This is a genomic window from Burkholderia sp. AU33423 (genome assembly GCF_002223135.1).
GTDB lineage: Bacteria > Pseudomonadota > Gammaproteobacteria > Burkholderiales > Burkholderiaceae > Burkholderia > Burkholderia lata_D.
In genome coordinates this window covers 179420-195664 of sequence record NZ_NKFH01000002.1, presented here as the reverse complement: position 1 = coordinate 195664, position 16245 = coordinate 179420, and the positions used below count along the sequence as shown (strand labels likewise).

The 16245-nt window shown below is 68.7% G+C and carries 20 protein-coding genes; 18 read left to right on the top strand and 2 right to left on the bottom strand.

Features of this window, described 5'->3' with window-relative positions:
• Positions 1-5: 5 nt before the first annotated feature.
• A complete protein-coding gene (locus tag CFB50_RS00960) occupies positions 6-1553 on the bottom strand; it encodes a TIGR04222 domain-containing membrane protein (protein ID WP_069246839.1) in 1548 nt (515 codons plus the stop codon).
• Positions 1554-1693: 140 nt separating this feature from the next.
• The gene (locus CFB50_RS00955) at positions 1694-1879 is read right to left on the bottom strand and encodes a DNA-binding protein (RefSeq protein WP_179254137.1); all 186 of its coding nucleotides are present in this window, start codon (positions 1877-1879) and stop codon (positions 1694-1696) included.
• A 374-nt stretch (positions 1880-2253) separates the two neighbouring features.
• Between CFB50_RS00955 and CFB50_RS00950 the strand changes: the two genes are divergently transcribed.
• The 18 genes from CFB50_RS00950 (at position 2254) to CFB50_RS00865 (ending at position 16226) form a co-directional block, all read left to right on the top strand.
• On the top strand, positions 2254-2460 hold the full coding sequence (locus CFB50_RS00950) for a tail protein X (RefSeq protein WP_069246838.1): 207 nt from the start codon (positions 2254-2256) through the stop codon (positions 2458-2460).
• Positions 2461-2476: 16 nt separating this feature from the next.
• On the top strand, positions 2477-2821 hold the full coding sequence (locus CFB50_RS00945) for a putative holin (RefSeq protein WP_069246837.1): 345 nt from the start codon (positions 2477-2479) through the stop codon (positions 2819-2821).
• A 1-nt stretch (position 2822) separates the two neighbouring features.
• Entirely contained in the window at positions 2823-3089 is a 267-nt protein-coding gene (locus CFB50_RS00940; protein ID WP_069246836.1) for a phage holin family protein, read from the top strand.
• Between the two features lie 3 nt (positions 3090-3092).
• Entirely contained in the window at positions 3093-3938 is an 846-nt protein-coding gene (locus CFB50_RS00935) for an N-acetylmuramidase domain-containing protein (protein ID WP_069246835.1), read from the top strand.
• Positions 3935-4375: an Rz-like lysis system protein LysB gene (gene lysB, locus CFB50_RS39855; RefSeq protein WP_083265822.1), complete on the top strand. Its 441-nt coding sequence runs from the start codon at positions 3935-3937 to the stop codon at positions 4373-4375. The genes CFB50_RS00935 and lysB overlap by 4 nt, the downstream gene beginning before the upstream one ends.
• Positions 4263-4499, top strand: coding sequence for an Rz1-like lysis system protein LysC (gene lysC / locus CFB50_RS39795; RefSeq protein WP_226207559.1), 237 nt, complete (start codon positions 4263-4265; stop codon positions 4497-4499). Before lysB ends, lysC begins: the two co-directional genes overlap by 113 nt.
• Positions 4492-4941, top strand: coding sequence for a phage tail protein (locus CFB50_RS00920; RefSeq protein WP_069246833.1), 450 nt, complete (start codon positions 4492-4494; stop codon positions 4939-4941). The genes lysC and CFB50_RS00920 overlap by 8 nt, the downstream gene beginning before the upstream one ends.
• A 581-nt stretch (positions 4942-5522) precedes the next feature.
• A complete protein-coding gene (locus CFB50_RS00915; RefSeq protein WP_069246832.1) occupies positions 5523-6209 on the top strand; it encodes a phage baseplate assembly protein V in 687 nt (228 codons plus the stop codon).
• A complete protein-coding gene (locus CFB50_RS00910) occupies positions 6206-6568 on the top strand; it encodes a GPW/gp25 family protein (protein WP_069246831.1) in 363 nt (120 codons plus the stop codon). The genes CFB50_RS00915 and CFB50_RS00910 overlap by 4 nt, the downstream gene beginning before the upstream one ends.
• On the top strand, positions 6565-7479 hold the full coding sequence (locus tag CFB50_RS00905; RefSeq protein ID WP_069246830.1) for a baseplate J/gp47 family protein: 915 nt from the start codon (positions 6565-6567) through the stop codon (positions 7477-7479). Before CFB50_RS00910 ends, CFB50_RS00905 begins: the two co-directional genes overlap by 4 nt.
• On the top strand, positions 7472-8014 hold the full coding sequence (locus CFB50_RS00900; RefSeq protein WP_069246829.1) for a phage tail protein I: 543 nt from the start codon (positions 7472-7474) through the stop codon (positions 8012-8014). Before CFB50_RS00905 ends, CFB50_RS00900 begins: the two co-directional genes overlap by 8 nt.
• Positions 8015-8020: 6 nt before the next feature.
• The gene (locus CFB50_RS00895; protein WP_069246828.1) at positions 8021-10585 is read left to right on the top strand and encodes a phage tail protein; all 2565 of its coding nucleotides are present in this window, start codon (positions 8021-8023) and stop codon (positions 10583-10585) included.
• Positions 10586-10602: 17 nt separating this feature from the next.
• Entirely contained in the window at positions 10603-11301 is a 699-nt protein-coding gene (locus tag CFB50_RS00890; protein WP_069246827.1) for a tail fiber assembly protein, read from the top strand.
• 60 nt (positions 11302-11361) lie between these two features.
• Entirely contained in the window at positions 11362-12534 is a 1173-nt protein-coding gene (locus CFB50_RS00885) for a phage tail sheath protein (RefSeq protein ID WP_069246826.1), read from the top strand.
• 28 nt (positions 12535-12562) lie between these two features.
• The gene (locus CFB50_RS00880) at positions 12563-13072 is read left to right on the top strand and encodes a phage major tail tube protein (protein WP_048251463.1); all 510 of its coding nucleotides are present in this window, start codon (positions 12563-12565) and stop codon (positions 13070-13072) included.
• 74 nt (positions 13073-13146) lie between these two features.
• A complete protein-coding gene (locus CFB50_RS00875) occupies positions 13147-13527 on the top strand; it encodes a phage tail assembly protein (RefSeq protein ID WP_069246825.1) in 381 nt (126 codons plus the stop codon).
• An 8-nt stretch (positions 13528-13535) separates the two neighbouring features.
• On the top strand, positions 13536-13649 hold the full coding sequence (locus CFB50_RS00870; RefSeq protein ID WP_006484104.1) for a GpE family phage tail protein: 114 nt from the start codon (positions 13536-13538) through the stop codon (positions 13647-13649).
• A 15-nt stretch (positions 13650-13664) separates the two neighbouring features.
• On the top strand, positions 13665-16226 hold the full coding sequence (locus CFB50_RS00865) for a phage tail tape measure protein (protein WP_069246824.1): 2562 nt from the start codon (positions 13665-13667) through the stop codon (positions 16224-16226).
• The last annotated feature ends 19 nt before the right edge of the window (positions 16227-16245 follow it).

Below are 16245 nucleotides of genomic sequence, written 5' to 3'. Positions count from 1 at the left end.
TGTGCTCAGTTGCTCGAACAGCCGCCGCAACTGCTCGAGCTGCATGAGCTCGACGAACTGCACGAACTCGAACTGCTGCTGTCCCCGGCGTCCGAGTCGAACGAACCGCTCGACCCGCCGGTTTGCACGGCAACGGGCGGCGGTGCCATCAGCACTTTCGAATGCGCGGCCCACACAGTGCTGGCGAGCGCGCCGGCGCCGAACAGCGCGGCCGTCCACAAGAGCCCGTCCGGCGTCGCGCGGTCACCCCGGCGTTGGTCGCGGTGCTCGTCGAGCGCCGCCTCGCCGCTGCGCGTCATGCCGCCGCACCCGAAGCCGGGCAGGCGTCCGACCATGAAGTGGTACGCGACCATGAACGCCGCCATGACAATCATCAGCAGCAGCACGGGCCGGCCGCGGCTCAGGCCGACCGCGAGCTTCGCCGCGCCCGCGCCGAACACGAGCAGCAGGATCGCGCGCGCGGCCATCCGCGTCGCCCGCATCTCGCCCGGCGCCCAGAGCCAGCCTTTGCGCTGCAACGCTGCGGCGCAGTCGGCTTCGCGCCACGCGAGACGCTGACGAAACGCGTGGCAGCTCGTCTCGCCACCGGGTTGCCGCCTCAGCCATTCCCAGTCGGCGCCATACGCGCCTGCGTGTCGCGGATCGTCGATCCGCACCCGCGCGCCGTGGACCTTGCTCATCCGCAGCTCGATCGCACCGGCATGCGCGAGCGACAGCATCGCGACCTGCGCCATTCGCGCACCGCCGCCCGCGAGATACGCCGCTTCCTCCGCGCTCAGGTCGGGTGACGATTCGGGGGCGCGCGGTCCCCACGCACGGTGGCGGTATTCGATCCACTGCAGGCCGGCGATCAGCAGCAGCGCGGCGACGCAAAGCGGCACGTAGAACAACCCGAGAAAGTCCGGCCCCGAGAAGTCCAGCACATTGAAATCGCTCGCGCTCGCGCAGGTCGCCGCGACGCTGATCGCCGCCGTCGGCCACGCGAACTTCGCGAAGCGCCGCCAGCGTCGCGGGCGCGCGGCGGGCTCGCTCGACGGGCCGTCGCGCAGTTCTGCGCGCTGCACCGGGGCGTCGGCGAGCACGGCCGGCTCGGCCACGGGGCGCGGCCAGATCGCTTCGGGCGGCTCGCAGCCGAACAGCCGGCGATAGCTGTCGAGCGTGTCGCGATAGCGCTGCGCGTACACGGCGGCCTCGTCCGGCGCGCCCGTGCCGGGCATGTGATGCAGCCGCGCGCGCAGCACGCCGGCGCAGAAGACGTCCCAGTATTCGAGCGTGTACTGCAGGTGGAAATGCCACGCGGCATCGACTGCGACCGACGGCGTGACCGGATGTCCGGCCGCCTGCGCGAGAAACGCGAAGCGCTTGTATTCGTCGATCACGGCCAGCGCGTGCGCATGCGACCAGCCTTCGGCTTCGGCAAGGCGGAGGCTGTACGGCAGCGGCGCGGTCGGGTCGTCGGGGGAATAGGCGTGCAGACGCGCGAGCAGCGCCTGCTGCGCATCGGTCAGCGCGCGGGCATCGACTGCGGTCGAGGTAGACAGGATGGCAGCCATCGGGAGTCGGCGCGATGCGCGGACGGCCGCCGCGATCGTCGCTTGGAGTGTCGTTGCGGGCGATTCTCGCACAACGGCGAGGCAACCCGACATCGGCACGCCGGCTGTCCGGGCGGCCGGCGCGTTCGCCGGCCCGCGCGTCAGAAATCAAGCTGCGCCAGCGTGATGCCGAGCGCGGCCGCGATCTTCCTGCGCACCGACTTGCGCAGCTTCTCGCGTTTTTCGCGTTTTTCGCGTTTCGCGTAGTCCGAGCGACTGATGCCGATCCGCTGTGCAACCCCTGCCTTCGGAGTTTTACCTACGTTCCTCCCGCCCTTGCCCGGCAAGGGCTCGACACGCGTCGCACAGCGCAAAACCAAGGCTGCACAAGGTCAATCAAGGCCGCCCCGGCTCACGCCAGCTGCAATCCGGCTGCACGGCTCGTGCCGCACCCGCCCGTGACGTGCCCATCAAGCACCCATCAAGCACTCCCCACGGACAGCGTAAGGCCCGATGCCCGTCGCGACACGCGCCGCGCTGCGTCTCCGCACAGGCCACGCATGCGTGTCGTTGAACGCCGCCCGGCGAAGCTCGACCATGGGAACCCTCTCCACTGCCTTACTGCCCGGGACCTCGCCATGGCAAGCAGCACGACATCGACAAGCCTCCACCCCGCGCCGGCCGGCGACTGCGACGCGCTCCCGCATCGGGAGCGCCGGCCATGATCGTGCGCACCTTGCAGGGCGACACCGTCGACGCGCTGTGCTGGCGCCACTACGGCCGCACGGACGGCACCGTCGAAACGGTGCTCGAAGCCAACACCGGGCTCGCCAGCCTCGGCGTCGTGCTGCCGGCCGGCACGCCCGTCCATTTGCCGCCGCTCGACACCGCCACGCGCGCCCGGCCGTTGCTGCAACTGTTTGACTGACCCTGGAATCGCCCGCATGGCCGAACCGAACCTCACCACCGCCGCGATGCTGTCCGCCGCGATCGGCGTCGCCGGGCTCGCGCCCGGCATCGACGGCAACGCGCTAATCGGCGCGTTCACGGGCGCCGCGCTCGTGGTCGTCACGTCGAAGGAAATCGGCGTCGCACGGCGCGCCGCGTACCTGCTGATCTCGCTCGTGATGGGCTATCTCGCCGCGCCGGAAATCGTCGGCGCCACCCCGATCCATTCGACGGGCGTCGCCGCGTTCTTCGCGGCCGCGCTCGTCATCGCCGTCACGCTGCAACTCATCGAACGGGTCAAGACGCTGGACCTGCTCGCGCTGTTCCGCAAGGGGGGATGACATGCCGCTCCCGCTCGTGCTGATCGCGCTCTGCGCCCACGTCGCCGTGCTCGTGCGCGTGCTCACCTACCGGCGCAACGGCGCGCGGCACCGGCATCGCGCGTCCTGGTTCGCCTGGATCGTCGTGGCGGTCGCCGGCGGCGCATCGATCGAATTGCTGCTGCATGCCGGCTCCGTCGGCTTCTTCGAAACGGCGACCGCCGTCCTGCTGGCGATGTCCGTCTGCGGCACGCGCGGCAACGTCGCCCGCCTGCTCAGGAGTGAATGAATCATGAAGACCCGCCGCCTCGGCGACCACGGCGACGACGTCGGCCTGCTGCAACGCCGGCTGATCCGCGCCGGCTATCCGGTGCAGGTCACGCACCTCTACGACGCGGCGACCGAAGCCGCCGTGATCGCGCTGCAACGGAACACCGGCCTCGTCGACGACGGCATCGCCGGCCCGAAGACCTGCGCCGCGCTGGCCACCGGCCGGCGCGATCCGACCCACCTCGCGCTCGCCGATCTCGAACGCGCCGCACGCACGCTCGACGTGCCGCTCGCGTGCATTCGCGCGGTCAACGAAGTCGAGTCGCGCGGCGCCGGGTTCCTGCCCGACGGCCGGCCCGTGATCCTGTTCGAACGCCACGTGTTCTGGAAGCGGCTGCAGGCACGCGGCATCGATCCCGCACCGTTCGCGGCGCGGCAGCCGGACATCGTGTCGCGCACACGCGGCGGCTATCGCGGCGGCGCCGCGGAATACACGCGTCTCGCGACGGCCGAGTCGATCGATGCCGGCGCCGCGTGGGAATCCGCGAGCTGGGGCGCGTTCCAGGTGATGGGCTATCACTGGGCGCGCCTCGGCTATGCCGGCATCGACGAATTCGTCGCGTGCATGGAAAGCGGCGAAGCCCGGCATCTCGACGCCTTCGTCCGTTACATCGCGGCCGACGACGCGCTGCGCCGCGCGCTCGCCGCCCGCCAGTGGGCCGCATTCGCACGCGCGTACAACGGCCCCGACTACGCGGCGAACCTCTACGACGTGAAGCTCGCGCGCGCCTATGACCGCTATGCGTCGCAACCGGCCGCGTCGACGCTGGGCGGATCCGCATCGGCCGGCGCCCCGTCCGCCGCATGAACGGGCTCGCCGCGAAATTCGCCGCCTGCATCGCCGCGCTTGCCGCGTGCGCCGCCGCGGCGCTATACGTGCACGCGCTGCGCGCCGACCTGGGCGCCGCACGGCAGCAAATCGTCGACGCACGACAGGCGCTTGCCGGGCGCGACGACGTCATCGCGCGCATGCGGCAGGACACCGCCGAGCGCGCCCGACAGCAGGCCCGGCTCGACCGCTCGCAGGCCGCGATCGCATCGAAGCTCGACGCCACCCGACTTGAAAACCGGAGATTGACCGATGAAAACGCCACGCTTCGCGCCTGGGCTGGCACTCGTCTGCCTGACGACGTTGTCCGCCTGCAAGCCAATCCCGCTCTCACCGGCGCCGACGCTTACGTCGAATACGTGCCAGGCAGTGAGCCCCTGCACGCTGCCGATGCTCGCGCCCCGCACCAACGGTGAGCTCGACGCCGCGCTCACGCTCGCGAAGGCCGCGTGGGCGACCTGCGCGGCGCAGGTCGACATGATCGCGGCATGCCAGGCCGGCACACCCGCAACCCGCCACGGAGCGCATCCGCATGATTAAGCCAGACAGCCTGCGGCGGGCGCTCGTCGCCGCCATCCCGTCACTCGGAACCGAACCGGGCGCGCTGACCGTGCTCGTCGAGCAAGGATCGATTGCGACCACCGGCACGCTGACGCCGTCGTTCGAATACCGGTACACGGCCCACGTGCTCGCGACGAATTTCTCCGGCGACACGGATCCGGTGTTCGTCGCGATCGTCGAATGGGTCCGCAAGAACCAGCCGGATCTCGTGACGAATCCCGCCGCACGCACGAGCGGCATCACCTTCGAGGTCGGCGTTCGCGACTCGGCGGCAGTCGACCTGTCGATCCGGCTGGCGCTGACGGAAAGCGTCAACGTCGCAACCGGGCCGGACGGCCGGCACGTGATCACCCACGTCGACGACACGCTGGTCGATCCGGCCAACACGCTCACCTGGGTCGCGCTGCCGCAGATCAGGTAAGCCCGGTAAGCCCACCTTCACGCACACGGCATCGGAGTCGCGTGCGGTCGAGAGAACGCCGTGCGCCGTGAGTGCGCGGTGTTCCGCAACATTCAATCGTCCCTGCATCGGCTGCGCGTCGCAGCCGGCCATCTCGTTTCGGCCGCCTCGTTTCGCCCACCGCAACGAATCCGCACGCCGCGATCGCAACGCCGATCGGCCGCTTCCCCGCTCGCGCATTGCCGTCGAATCAGCCGGTGCAGGCGATGCGAGCTGCATTGACAGCATCACCCGTGGCGGCACCTCCATGTGCCCCTTGCACCAACGTCCCGTCTATGCGGCTCTCCGCCGCGACACCCCCATCTGCATTTCGTCGCCACGCAACCCGTCGCACCTCCGCCGAGTCGCCGCTGCGCCGTCGATCCGCTCACGCATTCCAGCCTCGCAACCCCATCGCCAGGGCGCACGACGCCATCCTCACGCTGACCGGTGATGCGATTCTCGACGCGCGCGTTCATGCCGGCATCCGGTGCGCGCTGTCCTCGTTGCGACGACACAGGCCATCGCTCGCGCCCTGGCTGCCGGACCGTCACCATGGCTGCATGGACGCAAATGAAATTCAACGGCAGGCACGCAACGCGGTGCGCAAAGGAACGATCCTCGCGGTCGACCATGCGGCCGCGTTGTGCCGCGTCTCGGTCGGCGACGCCGACTCCGACGGCAGCGGCCTGCAGACCAACTGGATTCCGTGGGTTGCCGGCACCGCCGGCGGCACGCGCGACTGGCTGCCGCCGACACCGGGCGAACAGGTCGTGCTGCTCTGCCCGATGGGCGATCCGGCGCAAGGCGTCGCGCTGCGCGGCGTCTATTCGAATGCCGCACCGGCCCCTGCCTCGAGCCCGGACACCCACGCACGTGTCTATCCCGACGGCGCGAGCATCACGTACGACCACGCCGCGCATGCGCTCACGGCCGAGCTGCCCGCCGGCGCGACCGTGCGCATCGTCGCGCCGGGATCGGTCATCGTGCAGACCCGCGACGCCACCGTGAAGGCCGAGCGCATCACGTTCGACGCGCCGCAGACGACCTGCACCGGCGCGATGACGGTCAAGGGCCCGTTCGCGTTCGAATCCGGCATGACCGGCACCGGCGGCACCGGCGGCGGCGCCACGATGCAGATCGACGGCGCGGCCACCTTCACCCGCGAAGTGAAATCCCAGGGCATCAGCCTCCCGCATCACACGCATCGCGAACAAGGCGATGGACAACTCGTGAGCGCACCGCAATGAAAGGCATGAACGCGAACACCGGCCGCTCGATCTCGGGCCTGGACCACTTCTACCAGTCGATCGGCAGGATCGTGACGACGCCGCTCGCGTCGTGCGTGAAACGCCGCACGTTCGGATCCGAGCTGCCCGACCTGATCGACGCACCCGGCAACGGCACCGTGCGCACCCGGCTGTACGCGGCCGTCGCGACGGCGCTCCTGCGCTGGGAGCCGCGCCTGACGCTCACCCGCGTCGTGCTCGCCGCCGACGACGCGAATGCGGCCACCGGGTCGGTCTATCTCGACATCGAAGGCTGGACCGGCGAGAACGGCACGGCCGTATCGACCCGCGTGCCGATGACGAACGGGAGCCCGGCATGAGCGTGACGCCGATCGACCTCTCGCAGCTGCCGTCACCCGACGTCGTCGAAACGATCGACTACGAAGCCCTGCTTGCCGCGCGCAAGGCACGCTTCGTGTCGCTCTACCCGGCCGACGAACAGGCCGAGATCGCCGCGACGCTCGCGCTCGAATCGGAGCCGGTCGTGAAGCTGCTGCAGGAAAACGCGTACCGCGAGATCGTGCTGCGGCAACGCGTGAACGACGCCGCGCGCGCCGTGATGCTCGCCTACGCGGTCGGCACGGACCTCGATCATCTCGCGGCGCTGTTCGGCATCCGGCGCCTGACGATCACGCCCGCCGATCCGGAACACAACGTCGCGGCGGTCATGGAAAGCGATACCGACCTGCGCGCCCGCACGCAGCTCGCGCCGCAGAGCCTGTCCGTCGCCGGCCCCGAAGGCGCGTACGTTTCGCACGCACGCAACGCGGACGGCCGCGTGCTCGACGCGTCGGCCGTCAGCCCGGCCCCGTGCGAAGTCCTCGTCTCGGTGCTGGCGCGCGATGGCGACGGCACGGCGGACCCTGCACTGATCGCCGCGGTGGCGGCCGCGCTGCAGGCCGACGACGTGCGGCCGCTGACCGACAAGGTCACGGTGCGCGGCGCGGAAATCCTGCGCTACCAGGTGCGCGCGCGGCTCGTGTTCTTCGCCGGGCCGGATCGCGCGGTGGCGCTCGCGGAAGCCAACCGCGCGATGAAGAAATACACCGAATCCATGCACCGCCTCGGGATGGAAGTCACGCTCGACGGGATCTACGCGGCCGCCCGCGCGGCCGGCGTGCAGAAGGTGATCCTCGAAAGCCCGTCGGCCGGCCTGCCGGCGACGAAGCAGCAGGCGCCGTATTGCACCTCAATCGAGCTGATCGACGGCGGGGTGTACAGCAATGAATGACGTCCTCCCGCCGAATGCGACGCGGCTCGAACGCCGGCTCGCCGCGACGAACGCGCGCATCGACGACGTGCCGACGCCGCTCGCGACGCTGATGAACCCGGACGCGATCCGGTCCGACCTGCTGCCGTGGCTCGCGTGGCACCTCGGCGTCGATGCGTGGAAGGACTACTGGCCCGAGTACGTGAAGCGTGCCCGGGTCGGCCAGGCGATTCCGATCGCGCGCCGCAAGGGCACCGCCGCCGCGGTGCGCGAAGTCGTCGCGGCCTTCGGCGGAAACATCGTCCTGCGTGAATGGTTCGAGCAGCGCCCGCCGGGCCGGCCCGGCACGTTCGACCTCGTGATGACCGTCAGCGGCCAGGAAGGCAACCCGCCGACCGCCGAATACGTCGCCGACATCCTCGCGGAAATCGACCGGACCAAGCCCGTACGGGCGCACTACACGTTCACGCAGGGCTTCGAGATGCGGGGCCGACAACCGGTCGGCGCCGCCGCGCGCGTGGCGGCCTATCGCCGCCTGAACCTCACCGACTACTGATCGCACATGGCAACCCAGATCATCATCACCGACGCCGGCCGTGCCGCGCTCGTCGCCGCCGGCAACGGCGGCACGAATGCCCACCAGGTCGTGGAAATCGGCCTGGCGAACGCGCCGTTCGTCGCCGACAAGGGGCTCACGAAGCTGCCGAACGAGCTGAAGCGGATCCAGTCCTTCGGCGGCGCCAACGTCGCGCCGGACACGATTCATACGACGCTCAAGGACGACTCGACGGACCAGTACTCGCTCTATGGGTTCGGCCTCTACCTCGACAACGGTGTGCTGCTGGCCGCGTATGGCCAGACGACGCCGATCATGGAGAAGTCGCCGGCCGCGTTGCTGCTGCTGTCGTCCGATATGCAGTTCACGGCGATCGATGCGACGAAACTCGTATTCGGCGACGCGTCGTTCCTCAATCCGCCGGCGACCACGGAGCGGCAAGGCGTGGTCGAGCTGGCGACGCAGGCGGAAGTGAACGCGGGTGCGGATGATACGCGTGCAGTGACGCCGAAAACCGCGGCGTCGCGCTACGCGGCGTTGACCGGGGCGAGATTCACCGGGCCGGTCGTCACCGAGTTCGACGCGGGTCCGGATACCGCACACGTCACGATTCGTCCGCCGACCGGCAAGAACGGCCGGGAAAGCCGCGTACGCCTGCATGGCACGTTTGGAGGCAACCACGCCGATATCGGGACGCGCCTGATCGCGACGGTTCGGGCGGGCTTCGACAACGGGGCGTGGGGACGCGAGTACGTCGATCTGTGGGTCAACAAGACCGGCAACGACGCCGAGATAGACGCGAACCAGGCGCGCGCCCTGCGCATCGCGTACGGCGGCCGGATGCTCGTCGGCGACGTCAAGAATGACGACGGGAGCTCGCGGCTGCAGGTCGACGGCAACTCTCGCACGTATGGCACGAGCGTCTCCGGAGGCCAAGGCACCGTCAAAGCCTGGGTTTCTGCCGACGACGCCAATGGCTACTTCCGCACCGCAGGCAACGCAACCATCGGTTCGGAAAACGCCAACGGCTCCTGTGACATCGTCGCGGGCAATGCAGCGCGCGTTCGCGTGCTGCCGTCTGGTCGCATGTTGGTTGGGACGTCTGTTGATGACGGCCGCAACGTAATCCAGGCCGCCGGAAGTGCCTCGTTCAAGGGCGCGGTAACCTCGCGCGACATGGACGCCAACGGTGCGCATTTCCGAATGGTCTACGGCGACTACGGCGCCTTTTTGCGCAACGACGGTACAAACGTTTACTTGTTGTCGACCAAGAAAGGCGATCTGGACGGCCAGTGGAATGATTTCCGCCCGTTCGCCTGGTCGCTCGCCGACGGGACGGTCCGGATCAATGGCAGCGGGGCAATGACCTATATCGGCGGCGAACTTTCCGTCGGGATGAGCAATGCCGAAGCGCATATCAGGCTCGGCTCCGCCGCCGGATATATCTATGGCAACGCCGGATCGGTTGGCTGGTGGGGAGGTAATGCTGGCGCATTCCAGTATTTCTCGGAGGACCGAACTTTCCGGGTAGACGGCAAACCGGTATGGCACACCGGCAACCTCCCGAATCCGATCCAGTCGACCGGCTTCGCGATGTCGGCCGGCGCACAGATTCTCGCAGCCGAAGGCACGCCATCCGCGCCCGGCATTACGTTCATCAACGACGGCAAACCAGATACGGGCCTGTACCACATCAACGACGGCTCGTTCGGCGTGACCTGCAACTCGATCCCGCAGGTTTCGTTCACGCCGGGCGGCACCGTCTTCCAGACACCCGTGCAGGGCCCGACACCCGCAACGGGCGATCGCTCGAAGGCGCTCGCCACGACCGAATGGGTACTGGCAGCACTCTCGACGGCGACGGTCGGCCAGATCGTATTCGAGCCGCGCACGCTGCCGCGCGCCGGGTTCCTGAAAGCGAACGGCGTGCTCGTCAATCGTGCCGACTACCCCGCTCTTTGGGCCTATGCGCAGGCCAGTGGCACGCTCGTCTCGGACGATGAATGGCGCAACGAACGCTGGGGCTGCTTCTCCACCGGCGACGGCACGACGACGTTCCGCCTCCCGGAGCTGCGCGGCGAGTTCATTCGCTGCTGGGCAGACGGTCGCGACGACATCGATGCTCAACGCGGCATCGGCTCGTATCAAGGCGCCCAGAACCGATCGCACACACACGGCGCAAGCGCGGCCGCAGTCGGCGACCACGTGCACTCCGCGTGGACCGACTCACAGGGCTGGCACGGCCACCATGGCTGGACCGCCGGCGTAGGCGATCACCAGCACGTGTCGCCGTGGGGCGAGAACCCGTCCGTCTACCGCCCGCCATGGGGAACCTGGGGGTCCGGCAACACGGGCTCCGGCAGCAGCGACGGCGACAACGTGTGGGGGATGACGAGTCCGGCCGGGGGGCACAACCACGAATTCAACACCGAAGGCGCCGGCACTCACGGCCACAACGTCGGCATCGGCGGCGCCGGCAATCACAGCCACGCCATCACCGTCAACGCGGACGGCGGGAACGAAGCACGGCCGCGCAATATTGCGCTGCTCGCGATGATCCGCGCTTACTAACTCTCGGACTCCAATCTATGTTGATTCACCACTACAGCTCGCAGACCGGCGAATACCTGAGCAGCGGCCAGCCCGACGCCGATCCGCGCAACCCCGAACGCTGGCTCGTGCCGTCATGGGCGACGTTCGACGAGCCGCCGGCGCGCACGCCGACGACCTGGCCGTTCTATCGCGACAACGCGTGGACGCTGTTGCCGGACTTCCGCGGCCGCCTCTGCTATCGCACCGACACGGGCGAACCGGTCGAGATCGCGACTGCCGGCAAGACGCCCGACGAACTCGGCCTCACGACCGAACCGCAACCGTCGCCGCGCCACGCATGGATCAACGGCGCGTGGGCCGTTCCGGCTGCGCTGCTCGAACGCGAAAAACGCGACGCCGCGATGGCCGAGTTCGAGCGACGACTCGAAGCCGCACGCAAGGCGAACGCCGGCAAGGCCGATGCCTATGCCGCGGGCCTGCTCGACGACGAGGGCGTCTATTACTTCAAGGCCTGGTCGGCCTACCAGATGGCACTCGTTTCGGTCGTCCAGTCCGACACGTTCCCCGATGCGGTGACGTGGCCGACTACGCCGGCGCCGTACGTACCGCCTCCGCCTTCGCAGCCGGAACCGCAGCCGCAGCCGGAACCGAAGCCGGAGCCACAGCCGGCCCCCCAACCCCAGCCCGACGAGCCAAGCGCACCTGCAGCTCCGGTCGCGGACCCCGCGGCCTGATCCGCACGGGATTTCTCCCGTTCTCTTTCATCTGATCTGCACACACAGGAGCCACACACCATGCCGCAGGATTACCACCACGGCGTACGCGTCATCGAAATCAACGAGGGCTCGCGCCCGATCCGCACCGTGTCGACGGCCGTCGTCGGCATCGTCTGCACCGCGTCCGACGCCGATGCCACCGCCTTCCCGCTCGACACGCCCGTCCTGCTGACCAACGTTGTCGCCGCACTCGGCAAGGCCGGCACTAAAGGCACGCTGCGCCGCACGCTCGACGCGATCGGCCGGCAGACCAAGCCCGTCACGATCGTCGTGCGCGTCGCCGAAGGCAAGGACGCCGCCGAGACGGCGACCAACGTGATCGGCACGGTCACCGCCGACGGCAAGTACACCGGCATGAAGGCGCTGCTCGGCGCGCAGGCGCGCTTCGGCGTGAAGCCGCGCATCCTCGCGACGCCGGGCCTCGACACGCAACCCGTCGCCGCGGCGCTCGCGTCGATCGCGCAGTCGCTGCGCGCGTTCGCCTACGTATCGGCCAACGGCTGCAAGACGAAGGAAGAAGCCGTCACCTATCGCAAGCAGTTCAGCCAGCGCGAACTGATGGTCGTCTGGCCGGACTTCCTCGCGTGGGACGACACGACCAACAAGACCGTCGTCGTGCCGGCCACCGCGTACGCGGCCGGCCTGCGCGCGAAGATCGACAACGACACGGGCTGGCACAAGACGCTGTCGAACGTCGGCGTGAACGGCGTCACCGGCATCAGCGCCGACGTGTCGTGGGACCTGCAGGATCCGGCGACGGACGCGGGCTTCCTCAACGAGCAGGACGTGACGACGCTCGTGAACCGCAACGGCTTCCGCTTCTGGGGTTCGCGCACGTGCTCGGACGATCCGCTGTTCGCGTTCGAGAACTACACGCGCACCGCGCAGGTCATCGCCGATTCGATCGCCGAAGCGCAGATGGCCATCATCGACGGCCCGCTCAACCCGTCGCTGCCGCGCGACATCATCGAAACGATCAACGCCAAGTTCCGCGAATGGATCTCGCAGGGCTACCTGATCGGCGGCTCGGCCTGGTACGACCCGGAGCCGAACACGACCGACGTGCTGAAGTCCGGCAAGGCGTATCTCGACTACGAATACACGCCGGTTCCGCCGCTCGAAAACCTGATGCTGCGCCAGCGCATCACCGACCGTTACCTCGCCGATTTCGCCGCGCGCGTCAGCGCGTAACGACCGGCCTCACCAGGAGTCAAACACGATGGGTATGCCTCGCAAACTCAAGGGATTCAACCTGTTCCAGAACGGCGAGAACTTCGTCGGCCAGGTTGTCGAAGTCACGCTGCCGAAGCTCACGCGCAAGATGGAGGACTACCAGGGCGGCGGCATGAGCGGCCCGATCAAGGTCGACTTCGGGCAGGAAGGGATCCAGCTCGAATGGACCTGCGGCGGCTTCATGCGCTCCGTGCTCGGGCAATACGCGATCACGAAGCACGACGGCGTGCTGCTGCGCTTCGCCGGCGGCTACCAGTCCGAGGATTCGACCAACGTCGACGCGATCGAGATCGTGATCCGCGGCCGCCACAGCGAAATCGACCCGGGCACCGCGAAGTCGAAGGAAGACACCGCGTTCAAGGTCACGACCGTCGCCAGCTACTACAAGCTGTCCGTGAACGGCCAGGACGTGATCGAGATCGACTTCGTCAACATGATCGAGAAGGTCAACGGCAACGACCTGTTCGCGGCGCTGCGCAACGCGATCGGCCTGTAATCCGCCGCCCGGCCGGTCACGCCGGCCGGGCCCTTCCTCGCCCTTCCCCCCGCTTGATCACCGACAGGACCACCATGAATCCGATGCAACCCGACCCGGCCGCGAACGACTCGCAGGCCGATGCGTCCGCCGTCACCGCCGTCGCCGCGCCCGACCAGGACGATCCGGCCACCCACACGCTCGACACGCCGCTCGTGCGCGGCAACCAGACGATCACGTCGATCACGCTGCGCAAGCCGAAATCGGGCGAACTGCGCGGCGTATCGCTGTCCGACCTCGTCAGCCTCGACGTCGTCGCGCTGTCGAAAGTGCTGCCGCGCATCAGCTCGCCGATGCTGACCGAAGCCGACGTCGCCGGCATCGACCCCGCCGACCTCGTGCAGCTGGGAGGCATCTTCGCCGGTTTTTTAATGCCGAAGGCCGTGAAATCCCGACTGGCCTCCCAGACCGCGTAGAAGACCCGATGGCAGACATCGCGACGGTGTTCGGCTGGACACCGCCCGTGATGGATGCCTTCAGCCTGGCCGAGCTGATGGACTGGCGCGAGCGCGCCCGAGTACGCGCCGGCGCCCAATGAGCGAAACGATCGACGATGGACAACACCACGAAACTGCGCGTCATGTTCGACATGGTCGACAACATGACGAAGCCCCTGCAAATGATGCTGACCGGCAACAAGGGGCTGGCCGATTCGCTGCGGGCCACCCGCCGCGAGCTGGATGACATGGCGAAGACGCAGAAGCGCATCGGCGAGTTTCGCGAGATGCGCAAGGGCCTCGCCACGACGGCATCGGACCTCTCGGCGGCACGCGCACGCGTCGACACGCTCGCCCAGTCGCTGCGCGCGACCCGCTCGCCGTCGCAACAGATGATCAGTGACTTCAACAAGGCGCAACGCGCGGCCGAGAACCTGGCGTCCGCGCACCACTACCAGGCCGGCCGTGTGCAAGCCATGCGCACCCAGCTCGCCGGCGCGGGCATCGACACGCGCAACCTGTCGCGGGACGAGCGCAACCTCCGCGCGACGATGGCGTCGCGTGCGTCGATGATCGACGCGGGGGTGCGCGGGTACGACACCCGGCGCCAGCAGCAGGCCGATGCCCGGCGCGCCAGGATCGACGCACTGCGCGGCGTCGGCGAGAAGTGGGCGAAGCGCGGCGAGACGGTCAAGGGTGTCGGCAAGAACATGCTCGGCATGCTGTCCGATCCACTCGACGCCGCGAAGCAGGCCGAAAGCGAAACGCTGCGCATGCGTGCGGCGGGTGCGTCGGCCGACGCGGTGAAGTTCGCGCGCGCGCAGCAGGCCCCGGGGCTGTCGACCATCGACAACCTGAGCCTGATGCGCGAGTCGCTGTCGGCGGTGGGCGGCGACGAGCAACGCGCACGGGTCGTCATGCCTCTGCTCGAGAGCATGAAATTCGCGAACGAGGCGCTGTTCGGCAAGGAAGGCGCGAAGAAGAACGTCGACCAGATCATGAGCATGGTGAAGGTGATCGACCTGCGCGGCGGCACGAAGGATGACGCGGCGTTCCCCGCCGAAGCAAACATCGTGCAGAAGATGCAGACGGCGACCGGCGGCAAGGTCAGCGGCGACGAGTGGAACAACTTCGCCGAATCGGGTGGCAACGCGGCCAAGAAGTTGCGCACGGACGCGTTTTATTACCAGATGCAGCCGCTCATCGAAAAGCTGGGCGGCAAGTCGGCCGGCGCAGGCCTGGCCGCCCTGTCCGGCAGCGCGCTCGAGGGCAAGGCGTCCGCACTCGCCGCGCAACGGCTGGCGGCGCTGGGCCTCGTCGATCCGAAAGGGCTCACGCACCGGAAAAACGGTGCGATCGCCGGGCTCAAGCCGGGGGCGCTGGCGGGCAGCGACATGCTGCAGGCGTCGCCGCTCGAATGGCTTGAAAAGGTGCTGCTGCCGAAGCTCGCCGCCAAGGGCATCACGAGTCCCGACAAGATCAAGGCCGAGCTGGCGAAACTGTTTCCCGACAAGGCCGCGGGGAACCTGCTCACCACGATGTACGACCAGCGCGAGCAGATCCACGACACCGAGCGGCAGAGCGCCGCCGCCGACGGCATCACCGGCATGCGGGCGAAAGCCGCGGATTCAACCGCGGGCCGCGAGCTCATCGTCCTCGCGCAGTTGCGCGACCTGAAGCTCGAGATCGGCGAGAAGATCACGCCGATGTACAACGCGGCACTGGACGTCACGGCCACCGTGCTCGAGAAGATCGTGAAGTTCGTGCGCGAACACGGCACGGCCACCCGCATCCTCGCCACGGCGTTCGCCGGGCTGGGCGGCGTACTCACCGTCGTGGGCACGCTGGCAAGCGTCTTCGGCAACGTGCTCGGGACAGTGAACGTGCTCCGCTTCGCGACGTCGATGGTCAGCGCGTTCAGGCTCGTCGGGCAGGCATTCATGGTGCTCGGCCGGCTGGCGCTGGCGAATCCGCTGATGGCCGTGATCACCGTGATCGCGGGGGCCGCCATCTACGTCTGGCAGAACTGGGACACGCTCGGCCCGAAGTTCCTCGCGCTGTGGGAAGCCATCAAGGGCGCGTTCGGCGCGGCCGGCGACTGGATCACCGCGAAATGGGACGCCACCGTCGAGTGGGTGAAGACCGCGATAGGCGGCATCGGCGACTGGTTTGGCGACATCGGCACGCGCTTCCAGGAAATCGGCGCCAGCCTGGTGTCGGGGCTCGTCGACGGCATCAAGAGCCGCTTCGTCGCGGTGAAGGAGACGGTCGGCGGCCTGGGCAGTTCGATGCGCGACTGGGCCAAGGAAAAACTCGGCATAAAGGCTTCGACCACGCCCGACGACGCCACGGCCGGCGCCCCGTCACTCATGGCCCGCACCGCCGCCGCGCTCACGACCACCGCCGCGCTGGTCGGCCCGCCCGCATTCGCCGCGAGCCCCGCGATCGCCGCTGCCGCCCCGCTCGAGCGCTACAACCTGTCGCTCGACTACCGTGCACCGCTCACGGCGCCGGCCGCCGCTGCCGCCAGCGCCGCGCCCGCGAGCGGCCCCGTCACCATCAACATCGCACCGCCGCCCGGCGCCGACGCGGCCGAGATCGCGCGCATGGTGCGCGCCGAGCTCGAACGCGCCGAACGCGCGAAGGCGTCGCGCGCCGGCTCGCGCCTGTCCGATTGACCATTCGTTGAAGGAAACC

Bases quoted from the DNA above. Each gene is read 5' to 3' on its own strand.
- CFB50_RS00960 (WP_069246839.1), bottom strand. From the start codon at position 1,553: ATGGCTGCCATCCTGTCTACCTCGACCGCAGTCGATGCCCGCGCGCTG.
- CFB50_RS00950 (WP_069246838.1), top strand. From the start codon at position 2,254: ATGATCGTGCGCACCTTGCAGGGCGACACCGTCGACGCGCTGTGCTGG.
- CFB50_RS00945 (WP_069246837.1), top strand. From the start codon at position 2,477: ATGGCCGAACCGAACCTCACCACCGCCGCGATGCTGTCCGCCGCGATC.
- CFB50_RS00940 (WP_069246836.1), top strand. From the start codon at position 2,823: ATGCCGCTCCCGCTCGTGCTGATCGCGCTCTGCGCCCACGTCGCCGTG.
- CFB50_RS00935 (WP_069246835.1), top strand. From the start codon at position 3,093: ATGAAGACCCGCCGCCTCGGCGACCACGGCGACGACGTCGGCCTGCTG.
- lysB (WP_083265822.1), top strand. From the start codon at position 3,935: ATGAACGGGCTCGCCGCGAAATTCGCCGCCTGCATCGCCGCGCTTGCC.
- CFB50_RS00920 (WP_069246833.1), top strand. From the start codon at position 4,492: ATGATTAAGCCAGACAGCCTGCGGCGGGCGCTCGTCGCCGCCATCCCG.
- CFB50_RS00915 (WP_069246832.1), top strand. From the start codon at position 5,523: ATGGACGCAAATGAAATTCAACGGCAGGCACGCAACGCGGTGCGCAAA.
- CFB50_RS00910 (WP_069246831.1), top strand. From the start codon at position 6,206: ATGAAAGGCATGAACGCGAACACCGGCCGCTCGATCTCGGGCCTGGAC.
- CFB50_RS00905 (WP_069246830.1), top strand. From the start codon at position 6,565: ATGAGCGTGACGCCGATCGACCTCTCGCAGCTGCCGTCACCCGACGTC.
- CFB50_RS00900 (WP_069246829.1), top strand. From the start codon at position 7,472: ATGAATGACGTCCTCCCGCCGAATGCGACGCGGCTCGAACGCCGGCTC.
- CFB50_RS00895 (WP_069246828.1), top strand. From the start codon at position 8,021: ATGGCAACCCAGATCATCATCACCGACGCCGGCCGTGCCGCGCTCGTC.
- CFB50_RS00890 (WP_069246827.1), top strand. From the start codon at position 10,603: ATGTTGATTCACCACTACAGCTCGCAGACCGGCGAATACCTGAGCAGC.
- CFB50_RS00885 (WP_069246826.1), top strand. From the start codon at position 11,362: ATGCCGCAGGATTACCACCACGGCGTACGCGTCATCGAAATCAACGAG.
- CFB50_RS00880 (WP_048251463.1), top strand. From the start codon at position 12,563: ATGGGTATGCCTCGCAAACTCAAGGGATTCAACCTGTTCCAGAACGGC.
- CFB50_RS00875 (WP_069246825.1), top strand. From the start codon at position 13,147: ATGAATCCGATGCAACCCGACCCGGCCGCGAACGACTCGCAGGCCGAT.
- CFB50_RS00870 (WP_006484104.1), top strand. From the start codon at position 13,536: ATGGCAGACATCGCGACGGTGTTCGGCTGGACACCGCCCGTGATGGAT.
- CFB50_RS00865 (WP_069246824.1), top strand. From the start codon at position 13,665: ATGGACAACACCACGAAACTGCGCGTCATGTTCGACATGGTCGACAAC.